The following is an 18,716-nucleotide window of genomic DNA, read 5'->3' as shown; positions in this document are numbered from 1 at the left end:
GTTCATGGCGAATATGTCGCATGAACTGCGCACGCCGCTCAATTCCATGCTGATCCTGTCGGCGCTGCTGAAGGAGAACAAGGGGCGGAACCTGAACGAGAAGCAGCTGGAATACGCGGGCACCATCCACACCGCCGGGCGCGACCTGCTCAACCTGATCAACGATATCCTCGACCTGGCCAAGATGGAGGCGGGCAAGGTGGAGCTGCATATCGAGCCGGTGGAGCTGGCCGGCCTGTGCGAGGAGCTGCAGGCGCAATTCCAGCCGCAGGCCGAGCAGAAAGCCCTGGCCCTGCTGATCGAACGCCTGCCGGGCACGCCCGCCGCGGCGCAGATGGACCGCCAGCGCGTGCTGCAAGTGCTGCGCAACCTGCTGGCCAACGCCATCAAGTTCACGCACCAGGGCAGCGTGGCGCTGCGGGTGTCGGTGGCGGCTGACCAGCGGTCGTTCGCCGTCAGCGACACCGGCATCGGCGTTCCGATGGATAAGCAGGTGACGATTTTCGAAGCCTTCCGCCAGGCCGATGGCAGTATCAGCCGGCATTACGGCGGCACGGGGTGGGGCTGTCGATTTCGCTGCAGCTGGCGCGCACCATGGGCGGGGCGCTGCACTTGCACAGCAAGGAAGGCGAAGGCAGTACGTTCACCTTCATGCTGCCGCTGCAGGCGGGCAGCACCGACCACGCCGCAGCACGGCCAGCCGTGCCAGCCCCGGTGGCGACGACGCTGCCGGTGGCGCCGGGCGCGGGCGGCACCCGCCGCATCCTGATTGTCGAGGACGATCCCTTCTTTTCCCACCTGCTGGCCGACTTCGTCCATGGCCGCGGCTATACCCCGCTGGTGGCGGCCGACGGCGAGGAGGGCTTGCAACTGGCGCAGCTGGAGGCGCCGCATGCCGTGCTGCTGGACGTGATGATGGCGCGCATGGACGGCTGGGAAGTGATGCGCCGCCTGCGCGCGGATCCGCGCACCAGCCACCTGCCGGTACACTTCATTTCCTGCCTTGACGAATGGCAGCGCGCGCGCGACCTGGGGGCGCTCGGCCTGGTGAGCAAGCCTGTCAGCCGCGAGCAGCTGGCGCAGGTATTCGACGCCATCGAGCAGGCCTGGGCCGGTGCCTTGAAACGGGTGCTGGTGGTGGAGGACGACGAGAGCCAGTTGAGCAGCCTGGCAGCCTTGCTGGCGGGGCGCGACATCGAGGTGGTACGCTGCAAGTCCGGGCGCGCGGCGCTGGAATTGCTGGCGCATAGCCACTTCGACTGCATGGTGCTGGACCTGGGCCTGCAGGACATGTCCGGCTACGAGGTGCTGGAGGCCGTGCAGGCTGCGCCGGCCTTGCGCCACGTGCCTGTGGTGGTGCATTCGGGCCAGGACCTGGACCGCGAACAACTGCGCGTGCTGAACCGCCATGCGCGCAGCATCATCATCAAAGGCAGGCATAGCCCGGAACGGCTGCTCAGCGAAGTGCAGCTATTCCTGCATAGCGTGGAGCAGGGCGGGCACGCGGTGGAGCAGGAAGCCTTGGCCCTTGCGGGAGGCAAGGTTCTGGTGGTGGACGACGATATGCGCAACCTGTTCTCGCTCGCCAGCCTGCTAGGCGACCGGGGCGTGCAGGTGGTGGAGGCGGAGAACGGGCAGGAGGCGCTCGACAAGCTGGCCGCCGAAGCGGGTTTCGACGTCGTGCTGATGGATATAATGATGCCGCAGATGGACGGTTATGAAGCGATGCGCCGGATCCGCGCCGATGCCCGTTTCAAGGAGCTGCCCATCATCGCGATGACTGCCAAGGCCATGCCGGGCGACCATCAGAAATGCCTGGAGGCGGGCGCCAGCGATTACCTCGCCAAGCCGATCGATACCGCCCAGCTGCTGTCGCTGTTGCGGGTGTGGACAAGACGCTAGGGGAGCGCATGGACCAAGCCATCCCGGTGCTGCTGGTGGACGACCGACAGGAAAACCTGACGGCGCTGGAAGCCTTGCTGGAAGATATGCCGCAGCCGCTGCATATGGTGAAAGCCATGTCCGGCAATGACGCCCTGCGCCAGTCGCTCAAGCACGATTTCGCCGTGGTGCTGCTGGATGTGCAGATGCCCGGGATGGACGGCCTGGAAACAGCCGAACTGCTGCGCGCCAATCCGCGCACGCGCCACTTGCCCATCATCTTCGTCACCGCCGGCCTGCACGACAAGGTGCGCCAGTTCCAGGGCTACGAAATGGGCGCGGTCGATTTCCTCAACAAGCCGATCGAACCGGCGGTGCTGCGCAACAAGGTCGCCGTGCTGTGCGAGCTGTACGCCAAGGTGCGGGAGCGCACCCAGGCCCTGCACGCGTCCGAGCAGCGCCTGCGCATGGTCATCGACAGTGCCAGCGAAGCGTTCATCGCCACCGACAGCCACGGCCTGGTCACGGACTGGAACCACGCGGCGGAGGCGCTGTTCGGCTGGCGCCGCGACGAGATGCTGGGCCAGCCGGCCGCCAGGGTGCTGCCGCCGGCGCAGGGCGGCGGCCAGCGCGCGCGCCATCGCGAAGGACGCGAATTCGATGTGGAACTGTCGCAGTGGCAGCTGCCGCAGTCGCAGCCGCCCGTCTTCGCGGCGCTGGTGCGCGACATCACCCAGCGCAAGGAAGCGGAAGCGGCGCGCAGCTGCGAGCTGCGGCAAGCCTTGCAGCAGATCGTGGAGCAGGAAAAGATGGTGGCGCTGGGCAGCATCGTGGCCGGCGTGGCGCACGAGCTGAATACCCCGGTTGGCAACTTGGTGCTGCTGGCGTCGACGCTGCGCGACCGCGTCACCGAGCTGGCCGACAACGCGCTGGCGGGCAAGCTGACGCGCTCCTGCCTGATCCAGTCGACCGGCGAATGCCGGGATGCCAGCGAGGTGCTGATACGCAGCGCCGACAAGGCGCGCGAGCTGATCGAGAGTTTCAAGAATGTGGCGGTGGACCAGACCAGCCAGCGCCGCCGCCGGTTCGACCTGCACACCTGCCTGCAGGACAGCCTGGTGACTCTGGGGCGCATGATGCGCCAGGCGCATGTGACGGGGGCGCTGCAGGTACCGCACGGGGTGCAGATGGATTCGTATCCCGGCCACCTGGAGCAGATCTTCAATAACCTGATCGTCAACTCCATCCTGCATGGCTTCGAGGGCCGCGGCGGCGGCAAAGTGTCGATTACGGCCAGTGTGGCGGGCGACGCGGTCCACTTGGTTTATGCCGACGACGGCGTCGGCATCGCTCCCGAAGTGCAGGCCAGGATCTTCGAGCCCTTCTTCTCCACCAAGATCGGGGCTGGCGGTTCCGGGCTGGGCATGTATATCGTGAACAACCTGGTATGCGGCGCCTTGAACGGCAGCGTGAGCCTGAGCAGCGTGCCCGGGCAAGGCGTGCGCTTCGAATTCACCCTGCCGCTGGTGGCTGGCTAGGCCTGCTCGTCGTTGCCATAGATTTTTCCCCCGAACTTCAGCGCGCTGTATTCCCGCTTCGATTGCAGCAGGGGATAGAACATCTGCCTGTCCCAGCGCTCGGCACCGAAAAGCTGGTCGTCGCGCAGGCCGACTTCGGCCGGATAGCGGCGCGTGATGTGGGCGGTGCCGAAGACGACATCCCAGAAGAACAGCAGGTTGCCGAAATTTCCCTTGTAGTGGCCGATGCCGTCGTCGTTGGTGATGGCATGATGGGCGCGGTGGGTGGCGGGCGTGGAAATGGTGCGCTCCACCAGCCACGCCAGGGGGCGCAGCGCCCGGATCCGGTACAACGGTGCGTCCCAGGCCCAGGCGCAGTGGGCGCCCAGGATCACCGTCTGCTTGACGAAGACATAGGCAAAGTACATCCAGCCGCAGCCCAGGTAGAGCAGCGCGCCGCCGACCCACAGGCCCGGCATCATCAGGTAGTAAAAGAAGTTGTTGCGGTAGGTGATGCGAATGCTCATGTAGCAGGCGGAATGGTGGGCGCGGTGCAGCGGCCACAGGAGCGGCGAGTGCGACATGCGGTGCCACCAGTACTGCGTCATGTCGTCGCCCACCAGCAGCAGACCGGCCCAGGCCCACCACGGTATCCCGGCCCAGGCGCCGCGCATGCCGGGAGCCAGCCACTGGCCCAGCAGATGGGTGCAGAAGAGGATGAAGGGTTGCGTCAGCGCCAGCAGGCTGGCTGTCATCAGCAATTCGAGCGTTGTATCATTGGCGCTGGCATGCACCGTCTCGCGGTAGCGGCGGCTCGCGAATTCCGCCGTCGCCAGGCCCGCGATCACGAGCGCGAGCAGCAGATATATCATGTCTTGATCCATGTGTTTTGCCTCCTGTCGCCGCCATGATGCAATGCCTTACCCGCGAAAATTGTTCAATTCCGTGCAATTCAGGATTTTTAAATGCAGGTGTTCTTCGATAACCCTTGGTTCGCAGCGCTTCCGCCCGCCCATGCCCGGACCATGCTGGCGGCGGCGCGCCCCATGCGGCTGGCCCAGGGCGCGATGCTCTACCTGCAGGGCGAGCCTGCGGCCAAGGTGCGCGACGGCATCTGGGGCGTCGCCTCCGGCGCGATCCGCCTGTCGGTCATGCACGAAAATGGCAATGAGGCGATCCTGACCATTGTCGAACCGGGCAACTGGTTCGGCGAAACGGCGCTGCTGGAGGACTTGCCGCGGGCCGCCACGGCAACCGCCCAGGAAGATACCGAACTGCTGGCCGTCAGCGCCGAACATTTCGAAGCCTTGATGCGGCATGCCGATTTTGCCTACGCCATCGCCCGCCTGGAAGCGCAGCGCCTGCGCGCCGCGCTGGGCCTGGTGGCGGACATGGCGCTGCACGGAACCCGGGCGCGGCTGGCGCGGCGCTTATTGATGCTGGCGCGCGGGGACCTGACCAACGCCAGCAGTGCGCGCAGCACCATCGTCGCTTCGCAGGACCATATCGCCATGATGCTGGGCGTGGGGCGCACCACCCTGAACACGGAGCTGCGTGCGCTGGCCCGCAGCGGGGCGATCGCCCTGCGTTATGGGCAGATTGAAGTGCTGGACCTGGATTTGCTGCGCGCCGCGGCCGCCGCCTGAGCCGCGCTTACTGGCGCGGCATCTCCGTTCCCGCCAGCTGCGACAGGATGGCGCGCACCGTCTGCAGCACGCGCTGCGCACCCGGCGACAGGGTGCGGCCGCGCAGGCGGATGGTGGCGATATCGGCCCACAGCGGCGGCAGCGGCACCGGCACCTGTTCCAGCCGCCCCAGTTCGGCCGCCTCGGCCAGCGCCGCGTGGCTGGAGATCAGCAGCAGGTCGCTTTCCGCCACCACGTCGACCAGGGTGTGCACGCTGTCGCAACTGAGCATGATGGGCAGGTTGCGCCCGGGCGGCAGGCGGAATAGGCGGTTCATCTGCACCATCAGCACCTCGGGCATGGTGGGCGCGGCCATGCCGTAGGGCAGAAGGTCGGTCGGCGCCAGGTCGCTGCGCCGCAGCAAAGGGTGGCCGGGGCGGCAGTAGATGCCGCCGTACTGGCGGCACTCATGGGTGATGATCAGGTCTTCCGCCGGTTCGATCAGGCGCACGTCGGACATGAAGAATTCCATTTCCTCGGCGCGCAGGTGGTCCAGCAGGTAACTGGAGGTATTGATGGTGACCGACAGCCGGATCCCCGGCTGGCCGGCGCGCACCTGGCGCAGCACGCGCGGCAGCAGGGCACCCGAGTGCAGGGGGCCGACGCCGAAGGCCACGTGGCCGCTGTCGCCATTTCGCAACAGGGCCAGGTCGTGCTCCATATTGCGCACATCGAACAGCATGCGGCGCGCGTGGTTGAAGAAGGCCGCGCCGGCCACCGTCACCGCCACGTTGCGGTTGCCGCGGTCGAACAGCAGGAAGCCCAGCTCTTCCTCCAGGGCCTGCACCGCGCGCGACAGGGCCGGCTGGCTGATGCTGATACGCTCGGCGGCACGGACGAAATTGCCCTCGTCGGCCACCGCCAGCGCGTAGCGCAGGCGCTTGAAATCCATGCAATCTCCTAGTATGCGCACTATGCATTGGATCAATGAGTACAATGCATTGGACGAATAGTAGTGCCAAACACATACTCTTTTCAATAATGGCCGGCATTCGCCCATCCAAGCCGGCCTGCAAAATAATAGCCACAAGACCAGGAGAGCCATGAACGCACCGCTGCAGAACGCTGGAGCATCCCTCGCCGACATGCTGGAAACCCAGCGCGCCGCCTTCAACGCCGATATGCTGCCCAGCGCCGCGGCCCGGCGCCAGCGCCTGGACAAGCTGCATGAAATGGTGGCCGGCAACGAGGCGGCCATCCTGGAGGCGATCAGCGCCGACTTCGGCGGCCGCGCGCGGCAGGAGATGGTGCTGACCGAGCTGTTTGTGGTGCTGTCGGCCATCCGCCAGCAGCGCCGCAAGCTGGGACGCTGGATGCGCGCGCGCCGCGTGGCGACCCCGCTGCATATGCTGCCGGGATCGAGCCAGATCATGCCGCAGCCCCTGGGGGTGATCGGCAATATCGTGCCCTGGAACTACCCTTGCCAGCTGGCGCTAGTGCCGGTGGCGGCGGCGCTGGCGGCAGGCAACCGCGTGATGATCAAACCGAGCGAGCTGACGCCGGCCTTTTCGCGCCTGCTGGCGCAACTGGCGGCCCGGTATTTCAGCCCGGACGAACTGGCCGTGGTCGAAGGCGGCGTCGATGTCAGCCGCGAATTCGCCGCGCTGCCGTTCGACCACCTGATCTTCACCGGCTCGACGGCGGTGGGGCGCCAGGTGGCCGTCGCCGCGGCGCACAATCTGACCCCCGTCACGCTGGAACTGGGCGGCAAGTCGCCCGCCATCATCGACGAGAGCTGCGACCTGGCGGAATCGGCGCCGCGCCTGACCTTCGGCAAGTTGTTCAACGCCGGCCAGACCTGCGTGGCGCCCGACTATGCGCTGGTGCCGCGCGCCCGCGTGACCGAGTTCGTGCGCGAAGTCACCGCCGCGGCCGCCGCCATGTACCCGCAGTACGCGGGCAACCAGCAGTACACCAGCATCATCAGCGAACGCCACCTGGCGCGCCTGCAGCAACTGGTGCGCGAAGCGGAAGAGCAGGGCGCGATGGCGGTGCGGCTGGGCGCGGACGGCGAGCGCCGCATGGCGCCGGTGCTGCTGCTGAACGTCACCCCTGAAATGGCGGTGATGCGCGAGGAGATTTTCGGGCCGGTGCTGCCGGTGGTGGCGTATGACACGCTGCAGCAGGCCATCGCCTTCATCAACCAGCGCGAGCGCCCGCTGGCGCTGTACTGGTTCGGCCGGGAGCGCAGCAACTGCGACCTGGTGCTGCGCTCGACGATTTCCGGCGGCGTCACCGTCAACGACGCGCTGTGGCATGCGGCGCAGGAGAACCTGCCGTTCGGCGGCGTGGGTGCGAGCGGCATCGGCGCCTACCACGGCGAGCATGGTTTCCTTGCCTTCTCCAAGCAGAAGCCGATCTACCGCCAGGCGCGGTTGAACGGTTTCGGCCTGTTCCGTCCTCCTTACGGCCCCTTGTTCGATTCCCTGGCCGGTTTCCTGAAGCGCCATATGTAAAGGCTAGCGGGCGTTTCGCTCGCCCGGTTGTCATTGCGCGTCACGCCAGTTCCCGTGCGCGCAATGAAGTGTTAGGCTACCTTGCCTGCCGCGTAGCCATGCCAAAGGCAGTGTGTAGAAGATGATTTGGATTCGCAGTTTAAGCAGTTGAATAAAGCTGGTTAAAAAGCTGTAAAACAAAACCATTAGGAGACACAAGGATGACGAGGAAGTACAACCGTACCATGGCGCTCGCCGTGGCGGCTGCGCTTGCGGTACCGCTGGCGCACGCAGATACCTTCACCACCGACAATGGACTGGAGGGACGCTGGTCCCTCAACGCTTCGGTCGGCACCAGCATCCGCATGAAGGATGCGGACAAGAACCTGATCTCCGTCGTCAACGGCGGCACGGCCGGCGCCGGCGCCGATGACGGCAACCTGAACTTCAAGAAGCACGATGCCTATTCCACCGTCGGCAAGCTGACCGGCGAATTCGAGCTCAAAGGCGACACTTACGGCCTGTTCATGCGCGGCTTCGCCTGGTACGACCAGGTGCTCAAGAGCCACAATGTGCCGCACGGCAGTTTCAACAACGGCTATGTGCCGAACACGGAGTTGAGCGACAACGGCTTTGACCGCCTGTCCACCTTCGATGGCGCGGCGCTGGCCGACGCCTATGTGTTCGCCAACTGGGACCTGGGCGGCAAACCGGTGTCCGTCAAGCTGGGCAACCAGGTGATCAACTGGGGCGAGAGCCTGTTCGTGCCGGGGATTAACGCCATGGGCGCCTTCGACACCAGCGCCGCGCGCCGTCCGGGCGCCCAGGTCAAAGAGATCCTGCGTCCGCAGCCGGCCCTGATGTTCAATCTGGGCCTGGGCAAGGGCGTCTCGGTGGAAGCCTTCTACAACCTGGGCTGGCGCCAGAACGTGGTCGATGGCTGCGGCACCTACTGGTCGGCGGCCGATTCGCTGAACTGCAATAACGGTACCGTGCTGTTCGGCGACGGCACCAAGCTGGACGACCAGGGCCAGTACAACGGCCGGCCGTTCCTGGCCGGTCTGCCGGCCGCGCTGGATCCGGTGCTGGCCTCGATGGGCCTGTCGCGCTCCATGCCGCTGAACTTCCGCATGACCACCGCCACCAAGATCAAGCCGAAGGACTCGGGCCAGTTCGGCCTGTCCAGCCACTACTTCGCCGATGCGATCGCCACCGACTTCGGTGTCTACTTCGCGCGCTACCACGGCCACTCGCCGATCGTTTCGGTGGTCAAGCAGCCGTCGGCCCTGCCGTCGGTGTGGTCGGGCCGCATCGCGCAGCTGGCCAAGGCCGTGCCGGCGCTGGCGCCTTCGCTCGGCACGCTGGCCGTTCTGCCGCCCGGGAATATCGTGTGGGATTACAGCGGCGAGAACGTCAAGACCATGGGCCTGTCGGCCGCCACCGAAGTCGGGGGCTTCTCGCTGTTCGGTGAGATATCGCGCACCAAGGATATCCCGGTGCAGATCAACGCTATCGACCTGCTGGTCGGCACGGCGCTGGGCATCGGCCCGCAAGCGAAGCTGGCGGCCATTGCACGCGACCCGAACGTACCGACCGGCACTGTGATCCACGGCTACGACCGCAAGGACAAGACACAGGTGCAGCTTTCCTTCATCCGCCAGATTCCGCAGGTGCTGGGCGCTGACTCGCTGACGCTCTTGGGCGAAGTGGCGGGCCAGAAGTGGAGCGGCATCGGCGACCCGAACACCAGCACCCGCTACGTGCGCGCCTTCATGTTCAATTTCGGTCCCACGGCGGCGCTGGGCGGCACCTGCGGTCCGGCCGGCGTCCAGCCGAATGCCTCCTACTGCGAGAACCAGGGCTACGCCACCAGCAGCGCCTGGGGCTATCGCCTGTCGGCGGAACTGCTGTTCCCGAACGCCCTGGCCGGCATCAACCTCAAGCCGCGCGTCTACTTCGCGCACGACGTGAAAGGCTATGCCGCGGACAACCTGTTCGTCGAAGACCGCCAGACCCGCAGCATCGGCCTGCGCGCGGACTACAACAACCGCTACTACGCGGACATCAGCTACACCAGCTACAACAAGAGCGCCAAGTACGACCAGTTCCACGACCGGGACAATATGTCCTTCGTGATCGGCGCCAACTTCTAAAAAAGCACTGAGGAGACATGTAGATGAAGATGATGAAGCAAAGCTTGCTGGCCGCGGCGCTGGCGTGCATCGCGGGTGGCGCACTGGCGGGCCTGGCGCAAAACGAAGTGGATCGCCTGGGCAAGGACCTGACTCCGGTCGGCGCGGAAAAAGAAGGCAACAAGGCCGGCACCATCCCGGCCTGGAGCGGCGGCTTGACCAAGGCGCCGGCCGGCTTCGACGGCAAGAACGGCTATGCCGACCCGCTGCCGAACGAAGCGCCGCTGTACACCGTCACCGCCGCCAATATGGACAAGTACAAAGACGTGCTGACGCCGGGCCAGATGGAGATGCTGAAGCGCTACCCGAGCTACAAGATGAATGTCTACAAGACCTACCGCACGGCGGGCTACCCGCAGGCGGTGTACGACACCGTCAAGGCCGAGGCTTCCAAGGCCGAGCTGACCGGCGGCGGCAACGGCGTGACCGGCATCAGCAAGACCACGGTGCCGTTCCCGATTCCGAAAACCGGCGTGGAGGTGATCTGGAACCACCTGATGCGCTATCGCGGCGGCACCATCGAGCGCCACACGGCCGAATTCCCGGTGCAGACCAACGGCGCCTTTACGCCCGTGACCCGCACCGAGAAAGTGGCCTTCGCCCAGGGCATGAGCAATCCGGAACCGAACCGCCTGCTGTACTACATGGCGACCCTGACCGGCCCGTCGTCGGTGGCCGGCGACGCGCTGCTGGTGGTGGATCCGCTCGACCAGGTCAAGGAATCGCGCCTGGCCTGGACCTACAACCCGGGCCAGCGCCGCGTGCTGCGCGCGCCGAACGTGGCGTACGACTCGCCGGGCCAGGGCGCCGATGGTCTGCGCACCACCGACGACTACGACGGCTTCAACGGCGCGCCGGACCGCTACGACTGGAAGCTGGTCGGCAAGAAGGAGATGCTGATCTCCTATAACAACTACAAGATGACCAACAAGGCCGTCAAATACGCCGACATCGTGCGTCCGGGCCACATCAACCAGGACATGGTGCGCTATGAGCTGCACCGGGTCTGGGTGGTGGAAGCGACGCTGAAGAAGGATAAGCGCCATATCTACGCCAAGCGCGTGTTCTACATCGACGAGGATAGCTGGCAAGTCGCGCACACCGATGCCTACGACGGACGCGGTGAGCTGTGGCGCGTGCACGAGATCGGCGGCATCCAGTACTACGATGCGATGACCCATTACTTCGCCAACGAAGTGTTCTATGACCTGCAGGCACGCCGCTACCTGCTGTCGGGCATCTCCAACCAGGAGAAACCGATGAAATTTGGCGTGAAGCTCGACCCGTCGAACTTCACGCCGGATACGTTGCGCCGCTCTTCCAACTAAGAGGGCGCAGCGGGCTTTGGGGGTGTCTCTTCGGGCGCTTGCGTTCCCATGGAGCGCTGCGCCCATTTTTTCGCAGGCGGAGCATGAAAAAAGTGTTGATACAGGCCGGCGCAGCCTTGCTGGGCGCGTTGGCGGGCTTGCCGGCCGTGGCGGGCGATCCGCTGCAAACGCCGGCGCGCATGGCGGCGCGTGCGCCGAAGGCCATGCTGTTGGCGCTGGCCCAGGCCGGGCAGCGCACGGTGGCGGTGGGCGAGCGCGGCATCATCGTGGTGCGCGACGGCGGCGCAGGCGCGCCCTGGCGCCAGGCCCGGGTGCCGGTGTCGGTCACGCTGACCGGGGTGGCGTTTGCCGATGCGGCCAACGGCTGGGCGGTCGGCCACGATGGCGCCATCCTGTCCACCAATGACGGCGGGGCGCAATGGACCAGCCGCTTTGACGGCAAGCAGGCCAATGCGCTGATGCTGGCCGACGCCAGGGCGGCAGTGGAAAAGGCGCGGGCGGCGGGCGGCAATGCCCTGGCCGACGCCGAAAACGCGCTGGGAGATATCGAAGCGGCGGCCAAATTCGGTCCGTCGCGCCCCTTGTTTGGCGTATGGTTCGGCGATGCCAGAACGGGCTACGCGGTGGGCGCCTACGGCCAGGCCTTCCGCACGACGGATGGCGGGGCAAACTGGACTTCCATGGGCGCCGGCCTGCCCAATCCAGAAGGCCTGCATTACAACGCGGTGGCGGGCGGCCCGGGCGGCATCCTGGCCATCGCAGGTGAGGGCGGTTACGTCTACCGCTCGACGGACGGCGGTACCAGTTGGCAGCGCGGCGAGACCGGCTACAGCGGCCAGCTGTACGGGGTGATGTTCACCGGCCGCAGCATGCTGGCTTACGGCTTCGGCGGCCATGTGTTCCGCAGCGAAGACGGCGGGGCTACATGGCGCGAAACGCCGGCCGTGACGAAAAAGAGCCTGGTCGGCGGCGCCATGCAGGGCAGCAGCATTGTGCTGGCTGCGCAGGACGGCGCGCTGCTGCGCAGCGAGGACGACGGCGCCAGTTTCCGCGTGCTGCGCCAGGGCGATGCGGTGCCGACATCCAGCATGCTGGACGTGGGCGGCGCGCTGCTGTTGTCCGGTATCGGCGGCGTGCGGGAGGGCGGGAGATGATGCGCGACGATAGTGAAAAAGCCTGCGAGGCGATGGAGCAGAGCCACCAGCGCTTCAATTCCATCGAACATTGGCTGGAGCCGCGCCTGTTCCGGCACCGCTTCCTCATCATGCTGGCCTTCCTGGCGGCGTCGCTGCTGTTTGCCTGGCAGGCCGCGCAGCTCAAGCCGGACGCCAGCTTCCAGAAGATGGTGCCGGCCACGCACCCTTTCATTGCCAACTACCTGAAATACGAAAACGAGCTGCGCCCGCTGGGTAACAATATCCGTATCGCGGTGGAGGCGGGCAAAGGCGATATCTACTCGAAAGAGTACCTGGATACGCTGAAGGCGGTGACCGACGAAGTGTTCTACATTCCCGGCGTCGACCGCGGCAACCTGAAGTCGCTGTGGACGCCGAACGTGCAGTGGATGGAGGTCACAGAAACGGGCATGAACAGCGGCCAGATCATCCCGCAGGGCTTTGACGGTTCGCCGGCCATGCTGGACGAGGTACGGGCGAACGTGGCGCGCTCGGGACGTATCGGCAGCCTGGTGGCGGCGGACCAGAAGTCCACCATCGTACAGGTGCCTTTGCTGGAGATCGATCCCGATAAGGGGACCAAGCTCGATTATGGTCTGTTCTCAGAGCGCCTGGAAAAGCTGGTGCGCGACAAGTATGAAGCGCAGGGTGTGAAGATCCACATCGTCGGTTTTGCCAAGGTGGTGGGCGATTTGATTCACGGCGCCAAGGCGATCGGCATGTTCTTCGCGATCACGTTCGCCATGACGGTGGCGCTGCTGCTGTGGTATTCGCACTGCTGGAAGTCGACCCTGGTGACGGTGTTCTGCTGTTCGCTGGCGGTGATCTGGCAGCTGGGCATTGTGCGGCTGCTGGGCTTCGGACTCGATCCGTATTCGATCCTGGTGCCGTTCCTGACCTTTGCCATCGGCGTGTCGCATGCGGTGCAGAACATCAATACCATGGCGACCGAGCGCCTGTCCGGTAAATCGGATATGGAAACTGCCAAGCAGACGTTCCGCCAGCTGTTCATTCCCGGCACCATTGCGCTGCTGTGCGACGCGGTCGGCTTCTCGACCTTGCTGGTGATCGAGATCGGCGTGATCCGCGAGCTGGCCATTTCCGCTTCGGTGGGCGTGGCGGTGATCGTACTGACCAAGATGTTCCTGCTGCCGATCCTGATGTCGTATGTGGGCGTGACCGATGCCTGCCTGCGCAACCAGGCGAGGAAGGCCAAGCGCAAGCACCGCTTCATGCACAAGCTGTCGCGTTTTGCGGAGCCAAAATTCGCCCGCCTGGCGGTACTGGGCGCGCTGGCGGTGTTCGCCACCGCCTTTGCGCTGAACCGCGACCTGAAGATCGGCGACCTCGATCCCGGCGCGCCGGAACTGCGGGCCGATTCGCGCTATAACCGCGATAACGCTTTCATCACCGGGCACTATTCGACCAGCTCGGACGTGTTCGTGGTGATGGTGAAGACGCCGGCCGGCGAATGCGGCGCTTACCCGGCGGCGGAGGTGGTGGACCGCTTCCAGTGGGAGATGGAGAACGTGCCGGGCGTGGAGTCGACCACTTCGCTGTTCACGGTGCAGAAGCGGATCATCTCCAATGTGAACGGCGGCAGCTTGAAGTGGCAGGCCTTGTCGCGCAACCGTTTCGTGTCCAATTCGGCGCAGCGCATGATTCCGTCCGAGTTGTACAGCAACGATTGCTCGATGCTGCCCGTGCTCGTGTTCCTGGCCGATCATAAGGCCGATACCCTGACGCGGGTGGTGCAGGCGGCGGAGGCCTTCGCGAAGGCGAACAATACGCTGCAGGCGGAGTTCATCCTGGCGGCGGGCAATTCGGGGATCGAGGCGGCCACCAATATCGTGATCAAGCAGGCAGAAATCACCATGCTGGTGCTGGTGTATGCCATCGTGGCGCTGCTGGTGTGGTGGGAATTCCGTTCGCTGCGCGTGACCATTTGCATTATGGTGCCGCTGTATATCACTTCAGCACTGTGCGAGGCCATCATGGCGCGGCTGGGGCTGGGCGTGAAGGTGGCGACCTTGCCGGTGATTGCGCTGGGTATCGGTATTGGGGTCGATTACGGCATTTATATCTACAACCGGCTGCAGGGATTCCTGGACCGGGGGATGGCGCTGAAGGAAGCTTATTTCGAGACGCTCAAGACTACCGGTGTGGCGGTGGCGCTGACCGGCGTCACGCTGGCGCTGGGGGTGCTGACCTGGGTTTGGTCGGACATCAAGTTTCAGGCGGATATGGGCCTGCTTCTGATGTTCATGTTCCTGTGGAATATGGTGGGGGCGATTGTGATGATTCCGGCGCTGGCGTCGTTGCTGCTGCCTAAGCGTTAATACCGGTAGGGCAGGGTCGGAGCCAAGGGTCTGACCCTGCGGGTCTGACCCTGGTTTACCGGTTTTACTCCTGGCGTTCCCACGTCTGCGAACGGCCCAGCCAAGACACGCCGATATAGCCGCGTACTTTCAGCTTCTTGCCGCCGTCGGCAACTTCCAGCTTGCTCTTGTAAACCTTGCCGTTATTCGGGTCGAGAATCTCGCCGCCGCCGTACTCGCTGCCGTCCTTCTTCAGTCCGGAGACGATCACCATGCCAACGATCGGCTTGTCCTTGCGCGTATCGGTGCACTTGTCGCAGACCGGATTCTGTTCCTCGTTCGGAGCGCGGTACAGTTTTTCGATCTTGCCCTGCAGGGTGCCGTTTTCCTCGGTGATGCGGATCAGGGCTTTCGGCTTGCCGGAAACGTCATCGATATTCTTCCAGAGGCCGACAGGGGAGGGTTCTTGGGCAATGGCGGGAGCGGCAGCCAGCAAAGCCGCTGCAGCCAGCGCCGCGGTGCGGATAAGGCGCATGGGTTGTGTCTCTTTTATAGGTTTGGGGAAACCCAGTTTAGCGTAAGGCCCGCAACGACACCGCACGCTCATGCTATTTTTTTTGGAGGAAATACTCTAGAAATGAAAAAGGCGCACCTGAGTGCGCCTTTTTGTCCGATTGCCAGAGCTGACCCCGGCTTTTATGCTGGAAGTTTGGCCAGTTGTTCCTGCATCTTGGCCAGGGTGGCGCCGAAGTTGGCGACCCTTTCCTTTTCCTGCGCGACCACGGCCGCGGGGGCGCGGGCGACGAAGGATTCGGACGACAGCTTGGCCGAGGCTTTGGCGATCTCCGCTTCCAGGCGGGCGATTTCCTTGGACAGGCGCTCGCGTTCCGCTTTCACGTCGATTTCGACCTTCAGCATCAGCTTCGTGGTGCCGACCACGGAGACGGCGGCTGGCGACTCCGGCAGGGCGTCCACGATCTGCACTTCCGACAACTTGCCTACCATCTGCACATAAGGTGCGAATGCTTCCATCTTTGCCTTGTCGGCGCTGGATGCTTCCACAAGCAGCGGCACGCGCACAGCCGGCGAAAGTTTCATCTCGCCCTTCAGGTTGCGCGCCGCATCGGTCAGGCCCTTCAGCTCGCCGATCCATGCTTCGGCCGCCTCGTCGATGGCCGCAAAGTTAGGCAGCGGGTAGGCTTGGGTCATGATCGATTGGCCTTCGCCGCCTTTGCCGGCCAGCGGGGCAACGGTCTGCCACAGCTGCTCGGTAACGAACGGGATGATCGGATGCGCCATGCGCAGGATCACTTCCAGCACGCGCAGCAGGGTGTGGCGGGTGGCTTGCTGCTGGCCCGGCGTGCCTTGCTGCACCTGGACTTTTGCCAGTTCCAGGTACCAGTCGCAGTATTCGTACCAGACGAACTGGTAGATGGTGGAGGCGATATTGTCGAAGCGGTAGTCGGCGAAGCCTTTGTGCACTTCCTGCTCGGCGCGGTTCAAGGCGGAGATGATCCACTTGTCGGCGGCGGACAGGTCGGCCTCGTTGGCGGTGCAGTCGTGGCCTTCGGTGTTCATCAGCACGAAGCGGGTGGCGTTCCACAGCTTGTTGCCGAAGTTGCGGTAGCCTTCGCAGCGGCCCAGGTCGAAGTTGATGTTGCGGCCCAGCGAGGCGTAGGAAGCCATGGTGAAGCGCACGGCGTCGGTGCCGTAGGCCGGAATACCGTCCGGGAATTCCTTGCGGGTGGCTTTTTCGATCTTGGCCGCGTCTTTCGGATTCATCAGGCCAGTGGTGCGCTTTGCCACCAGTGCGTCCAGGCCGATGCCGTCGATCAGGTCGATCGGGTCCAGGGTGTTGCCCTTGGATTTGGACATCTTCTGGCCTTGCGAATCGCGTACCAGGCCGTGCACGTAGACGGTGTTGAACGGCACCTTGTTGGTGAAGTGGCTGGTCATGATAACCATGCGCGCGACCCAGAAGAAGATGATGTCGAAGCCGGTGACCAGGACCGACGACGGCAGGAAGGCCTGCAGTTCAGGCGTTTCGTTCGGCCAGCCGAGGGTGGAGAACGGTACCAGGGCGGAGGAGAACCAGGTGTCGAGCACGTCGTTGTCGCGCGTCAGCGTGCCGCTCACGCCCTTGGCGGCGGCTTGTGCCTTCGCGTCTTCTTCGCTGCGGGCGACGTAGACGTTGCCTTGCTCGTCGTACCAGGCCGGGATCTGGTGGCCCCACCACAGCTGGCGCGAAATACACCAGTCCTGGATGTTGTTCAGCCACTGGTTATAGGTGGTGCTCCAATTTTCAGGAACGAATTTGATTTCGCCGCTGGCGACTTTTTCCAGCGCCACTTCGGTGATCGACTTGCCCGGGTTGAAGGTGCCTTCAGGAGCCGGTTTGCTCATGGCGACGAACCATTGGTCGGTCAGCATCGGCTCGATCACGACGCCGGTGCGGTCGCCGCGCGGCACCATCAGCTTGTGCGGTTTCACTTCGACCAGGAAGCCTTGCGCGTCCAGGTCGGCGACGATCTGCTTGCGGGCGGCGAAGCGGTCCATGCCCTGGTAGGCGGCTGGGCCGTTTTCGTTGATCTTGGCGTCCAGGGTCAGGATCGACGGCATGTCCAGCTTGTGGCGCTGGCCGACGGCGTAGTCGTTGAAGTCGTGCGCCGGGGTGATTTTCACGCAGCCGGTGCCGAATTCCTTGTCGACGTATTCGTCGGCGATGACGGGGATTTCGCGGCCGACCAGCGGCAGCGTGAGCATCTTGCCCACCAGCGCGGTGTAGCGCTCGTCGGTCGGGTCGACTGCCACGGCGACGTCGCCCAGCATGGTTTCAGGACGGGTCGTGGCGACCACCAGGTGGCCGCTGCCGTCGGCCAGCGGGTACTTGATGTGCCACATCGAGCCGTCTTCTTCTTCCGATACCACTTCCAGGTCGGAGACGGCGGTGCCCAGCACCGGGTCCCAGTTGACCAGGCGCTTGCCGCGGTAGATCAGGCCTTGTTCGAACAGGCGCACGAAGACTTCGGAGACCACCTGGGAGCGCTCGGCGTCCATGGTGAAGTATTCGCGCTTCCAATCGGGGGAGGTGCCCATGCGGCGCATCTGGCCGGTGATGGTGGAGCCGGATTTTTCCTTCCACTCCCATACTTTTTCGACGAATTTTTCGCGGCCCAGGTCATGGCGCGACACCTTCTGCGCGTCCAGCTGGCGCTCCACCACGATCTGGGTGGCGATGCCGGCGTGGTCGGTGCCCGGGATCCAGGCGGTGTTGTGGCCCAGCATACGGTGGTAGCGGGTCAGGCCGTCCATGATGGTCTGGTTGAAGGCGTGGCCCATGTGCAGCGTGCCGGTGACGTTCGGCGGCGGCAGCTGGATGCTGAAGGACGGCTTGCTCAGGTCGAGGGAGGCTGCGTAGTAACCGCGCTTTTCCCACTCGCTGCGCCAGAACTGTTCAATGTCGGCAGGCTCGAAAGACTTGGCTAATTCCATGATTTGGGCTGTAAATTTGGCGAAAACTTTCATTATAAGGTAGATTGTTGGGGACATGGACGCCAGCAATTCCCCCCCGCCCCGCAAGCGCGGCCGCCCCGCGCAGGCCGCTTCCGACAGCCTGAAAGTGCTATTGGTTGCCGTTTCAGCAAGACTATTCCGAGAAAAGGGTTTTGACAACACCACCGTGCGCGATATCGCCGCGGCTGCCGGGGTGCAGGCCGGGTCCTGGTTCTATCACTTCAAATCCAAACAGGACATCCTGCAGGCGGTGATCGAGGAGGGCATGCAGCAGGCGTTGGCCCGCATCGAGGAAGTGGCGGCTTTGCAGTTGCCGCCGCGCGAAACCTTGCGGCGCCTGGTGCACACCCACCTGGAGACCTTGCTCTTGCCAGGCCAGGATTTTGTCTACGTGATGCTGTATGAGTGGCGCGCGCTGGATGCGCAGGCGCAGCTGCGCATCGTGGCGGCCAAGGATCGCTACGAGGCGCTGTGGGATGCGGTGCTGCGCGAGCTGCAGGCTTCCGGCGAGTGGCCGGCGCCGGGCAAGCTGGACCGGTTGTGGCTGTTCGGGGCGCTGAACTGGTCGGCGCAGTGGTACCGGCGCGATGCGGGCGTCAGCATCGATGAACTGGCGGAGTCCGCCATCCGGTTCCTGCTGCGCGCTTAGGTGAGATTTCAGCACCTCCTCCC

At 64.5% G+C, this 18,716-nt stretch carries 13 protein-coding genes and 1 pseudogene; 10 read left to right on the top strand and 4 right to left on the bottom strand.

The features are described 5' to 3' along the window. Positions 1-4: 4 nt before the first annotated feature. From H597_RS35480 to H597_RS33230, 3 genes and pseudogenes are all read left to right on the top strand, one after another. Positions 5-606 (top strand): annotated as a pseudogene (locus H597_RS35480) (sensor histidine kinase); the annotation flags it as partial. Continuing rightward, the gene (locus H597_RS33235; protein WP_371850728.1) at positions 595-1,902 is read left to right on the top strand and encodes a response regulator; all 1,308 of its coding nucleotides are present in this window, start codon (positions 595-597) and stop codon (positions 1,900-1,902) included. The pseudogene H597_RS35480 and the gene H597_RS33235, both read left to right, overlap by 12 nt. An 8-nt stretch (positions 1,903-1,910) precedes the next feature. Then, positions 1,911-3,419, top strand: coding sequence for a sensor histidine kinase (locus H597_RS33230; protein ID WP_051293705.1), 1,509 nt, complete (start codon positions 1,911-1,913; stop codon positions 3,417-3,419). Here H597_RS33230 and H597_RS0111280 read toward each other — a convergent pair. Further along, positions 3,416-4,282 (bottom strand): sterol desaturase family protein, encoded by an 867-nt coding sequence (locus H597_RS0111280; protein ID WP_028102239.1) that lies wholly within the window; start codon positions 4,280-4,282, stop codon positions 3,416-3,418. The two genes, H597_RS33230 and H597_RS0111280, sit on opposite strands and share 4 nt — an antisense overlap. A gap of 81 nt (positions 4,283-4,363) precedes the next feature. Between H597_RS0111280 and H597_RS0111275 the strand changes: the two genes are divergently transcribed. Next, positions 4,364-5,044, top strand: a complete 681-nt coding sequence (locus H597_RS0111275; protein WP_028102238.1) for a Crp/Fnr family transcriptional regulator — start codon at positions 4,364-4,366, stop codon at positions 5,042-5,044. Positions 5,045-5,051: 7 nt separating this feature from the next. Here the strand turns inward: H597_RS0111275 and H597_RS0111270 are convergent, their stop codons facing one another. Continuing rightward, positions 5,052-5,975 (bottom strand): LysR family transcriptional regulator, encoded by a 924-nt coding sequence (locus H597_RS0111270; RefSeq protein ID WP_028102237.1) that lies wholly within the window; start codon positions 5,973-5,975, stop codon positions 5,052-5,054. Between the two features lie 151 nt (positions 5,976-6,126). On the opposite strand from H597_RS0111270, the gene H597_RS0111265 reads away from it, so the two are divergent. The 5 genes from H597_RS0111265 (at position 6,127) to H597_RS30545 (ending at position 14,552) form a co-directional block, all read left to right on the top strand. Next, on the top strand, positions 6,127-7,539 hold the full coding sequence (locus H597_RS0111265; protein WP_211232034.1) for a coniferyl aldehyde dehydrogenase: 1,413 nt from the start codon (positions 6,127-6,129) through the stop codon (positions 7,537-7,539). Between the two features lie 200 nt (positions 7,540-7,739). Beyond that, on the top strand, positions 7,740-9,671 hold the full coding sequence (locus H597_RS0111260) for a DUF1302 domain-containing protein (protein WP_083941052.1): 1,932 nt from the start codon (positions 7,740-7,742) through the stop codon (positions 9,669-9,671). Positions 9,672-9,694: 23 nt separating this feature from the next. Next, complete coding sequence (locus H597_RS0111255; RefSeq protein WP_028102234.1) at positions 9,695-11,038, top strand: DUF1329 domain-containing protein; 1,344 nt, start codon at positions 9,695-9,697, stop codon at positions 11,036-11,038. 83 nt (positions 11,039-11,121) lie between these two features. Beyond that, the gene (locus tag H597_RS30550; RefSeq protein WP_035373912.1) at positions 11,122-12,192 is read left to right on the top strand and encodes a WD40/YVTN/BNR-like repeat-containing protein; all 1,071 of its coding nucleotides are present in this window, start codon (positions 11,122-11,124) and stop codon (positions 12,190-12,192) included. After that, positions 12,189-14,552 carry an efflux RND transporter permease subunit gene (locus H597_RS30545; protein WP_229632147.1) on the top strand — a complete coding sequence of 788 codons (2,364 nt, stop codon included), beginning with the start codon at positions 12,189-12,191 and terminating at the stop codon, positions 14,550-14,552. The genes H597_RS30550 and H597_RS30545 overlap by 4 nt, the downstream gene beginning before the upstream one ends. A 64-nt stretch (positions 14,553-14,616) precedes the next feature. Here the strand turns inward: H597_RS30545 and H597_RS0111240 are convergent, their stop codons facing one another. Both H597_RS0111240 and H597_RS0111235 read right to left on the bottom strand, forming a co-directional pair. Further along, the gene (locus tag H597_RS0111240; protein ID WP_035373909.1) at positions 14,617-15,066 is read right to left on the bottom strand and encodes a DUF2147 domain-containing protein; all 450 of its coding nucleotides are present in this window, start codon (positions 15,064-15,066) and stop codon (positions 14,617-14,619) included. A gap of 161 nt (positions 15,067-15,227) precedes the next feature. Beyond that, positions 15,228-18,023: a valine--tRNA ligase gene (locus tag H597_RS0111235; protein WP_028102232.1), complete on the bottom strand. Its 2,796-nt coding sequence runs from the start codon at positions 18,021-18,023 to the stop codon at positions 15,228-15,230. A gap of 55 nt (positions 18,024-18,078) precedes the next feature. Here H597_RS0111235 and H597_RS0111230 point away from each other — a divergent pair, with 55 nt between their 5' ends. Continuing rightward, positions 18,079-18,693 carry a TetR/AcrR family transcriptional regulator gene (locus tag H597_RS0111230; RefSeq protein WP_028102231.1) on the top strand — a complete coding sequence of 205 codons (615 nt, stop codon included), beginning with the start codon at positions 18,079-18,081 and terminating at the stop codon, positions 18,691-18,693. Positions 18,694-18,716: the final 23 nt, after the last annotated feature.

Origin of the sequence: Pseudoduganella violaceinigra DSM 15887 (assembly GCF_000425385.1) — a bacterium.
Classification (GTDB): domain Bacteria; phylum Pseudomonadota; class Gammaproteobacteria; order Burkholderiales; family Burkholderiaceae_D; genus Rugamonas; species Rugamonas violaceinigra.
This window is presented reverse-complemented; position numbering and strand designations above follow the sequence as displayed.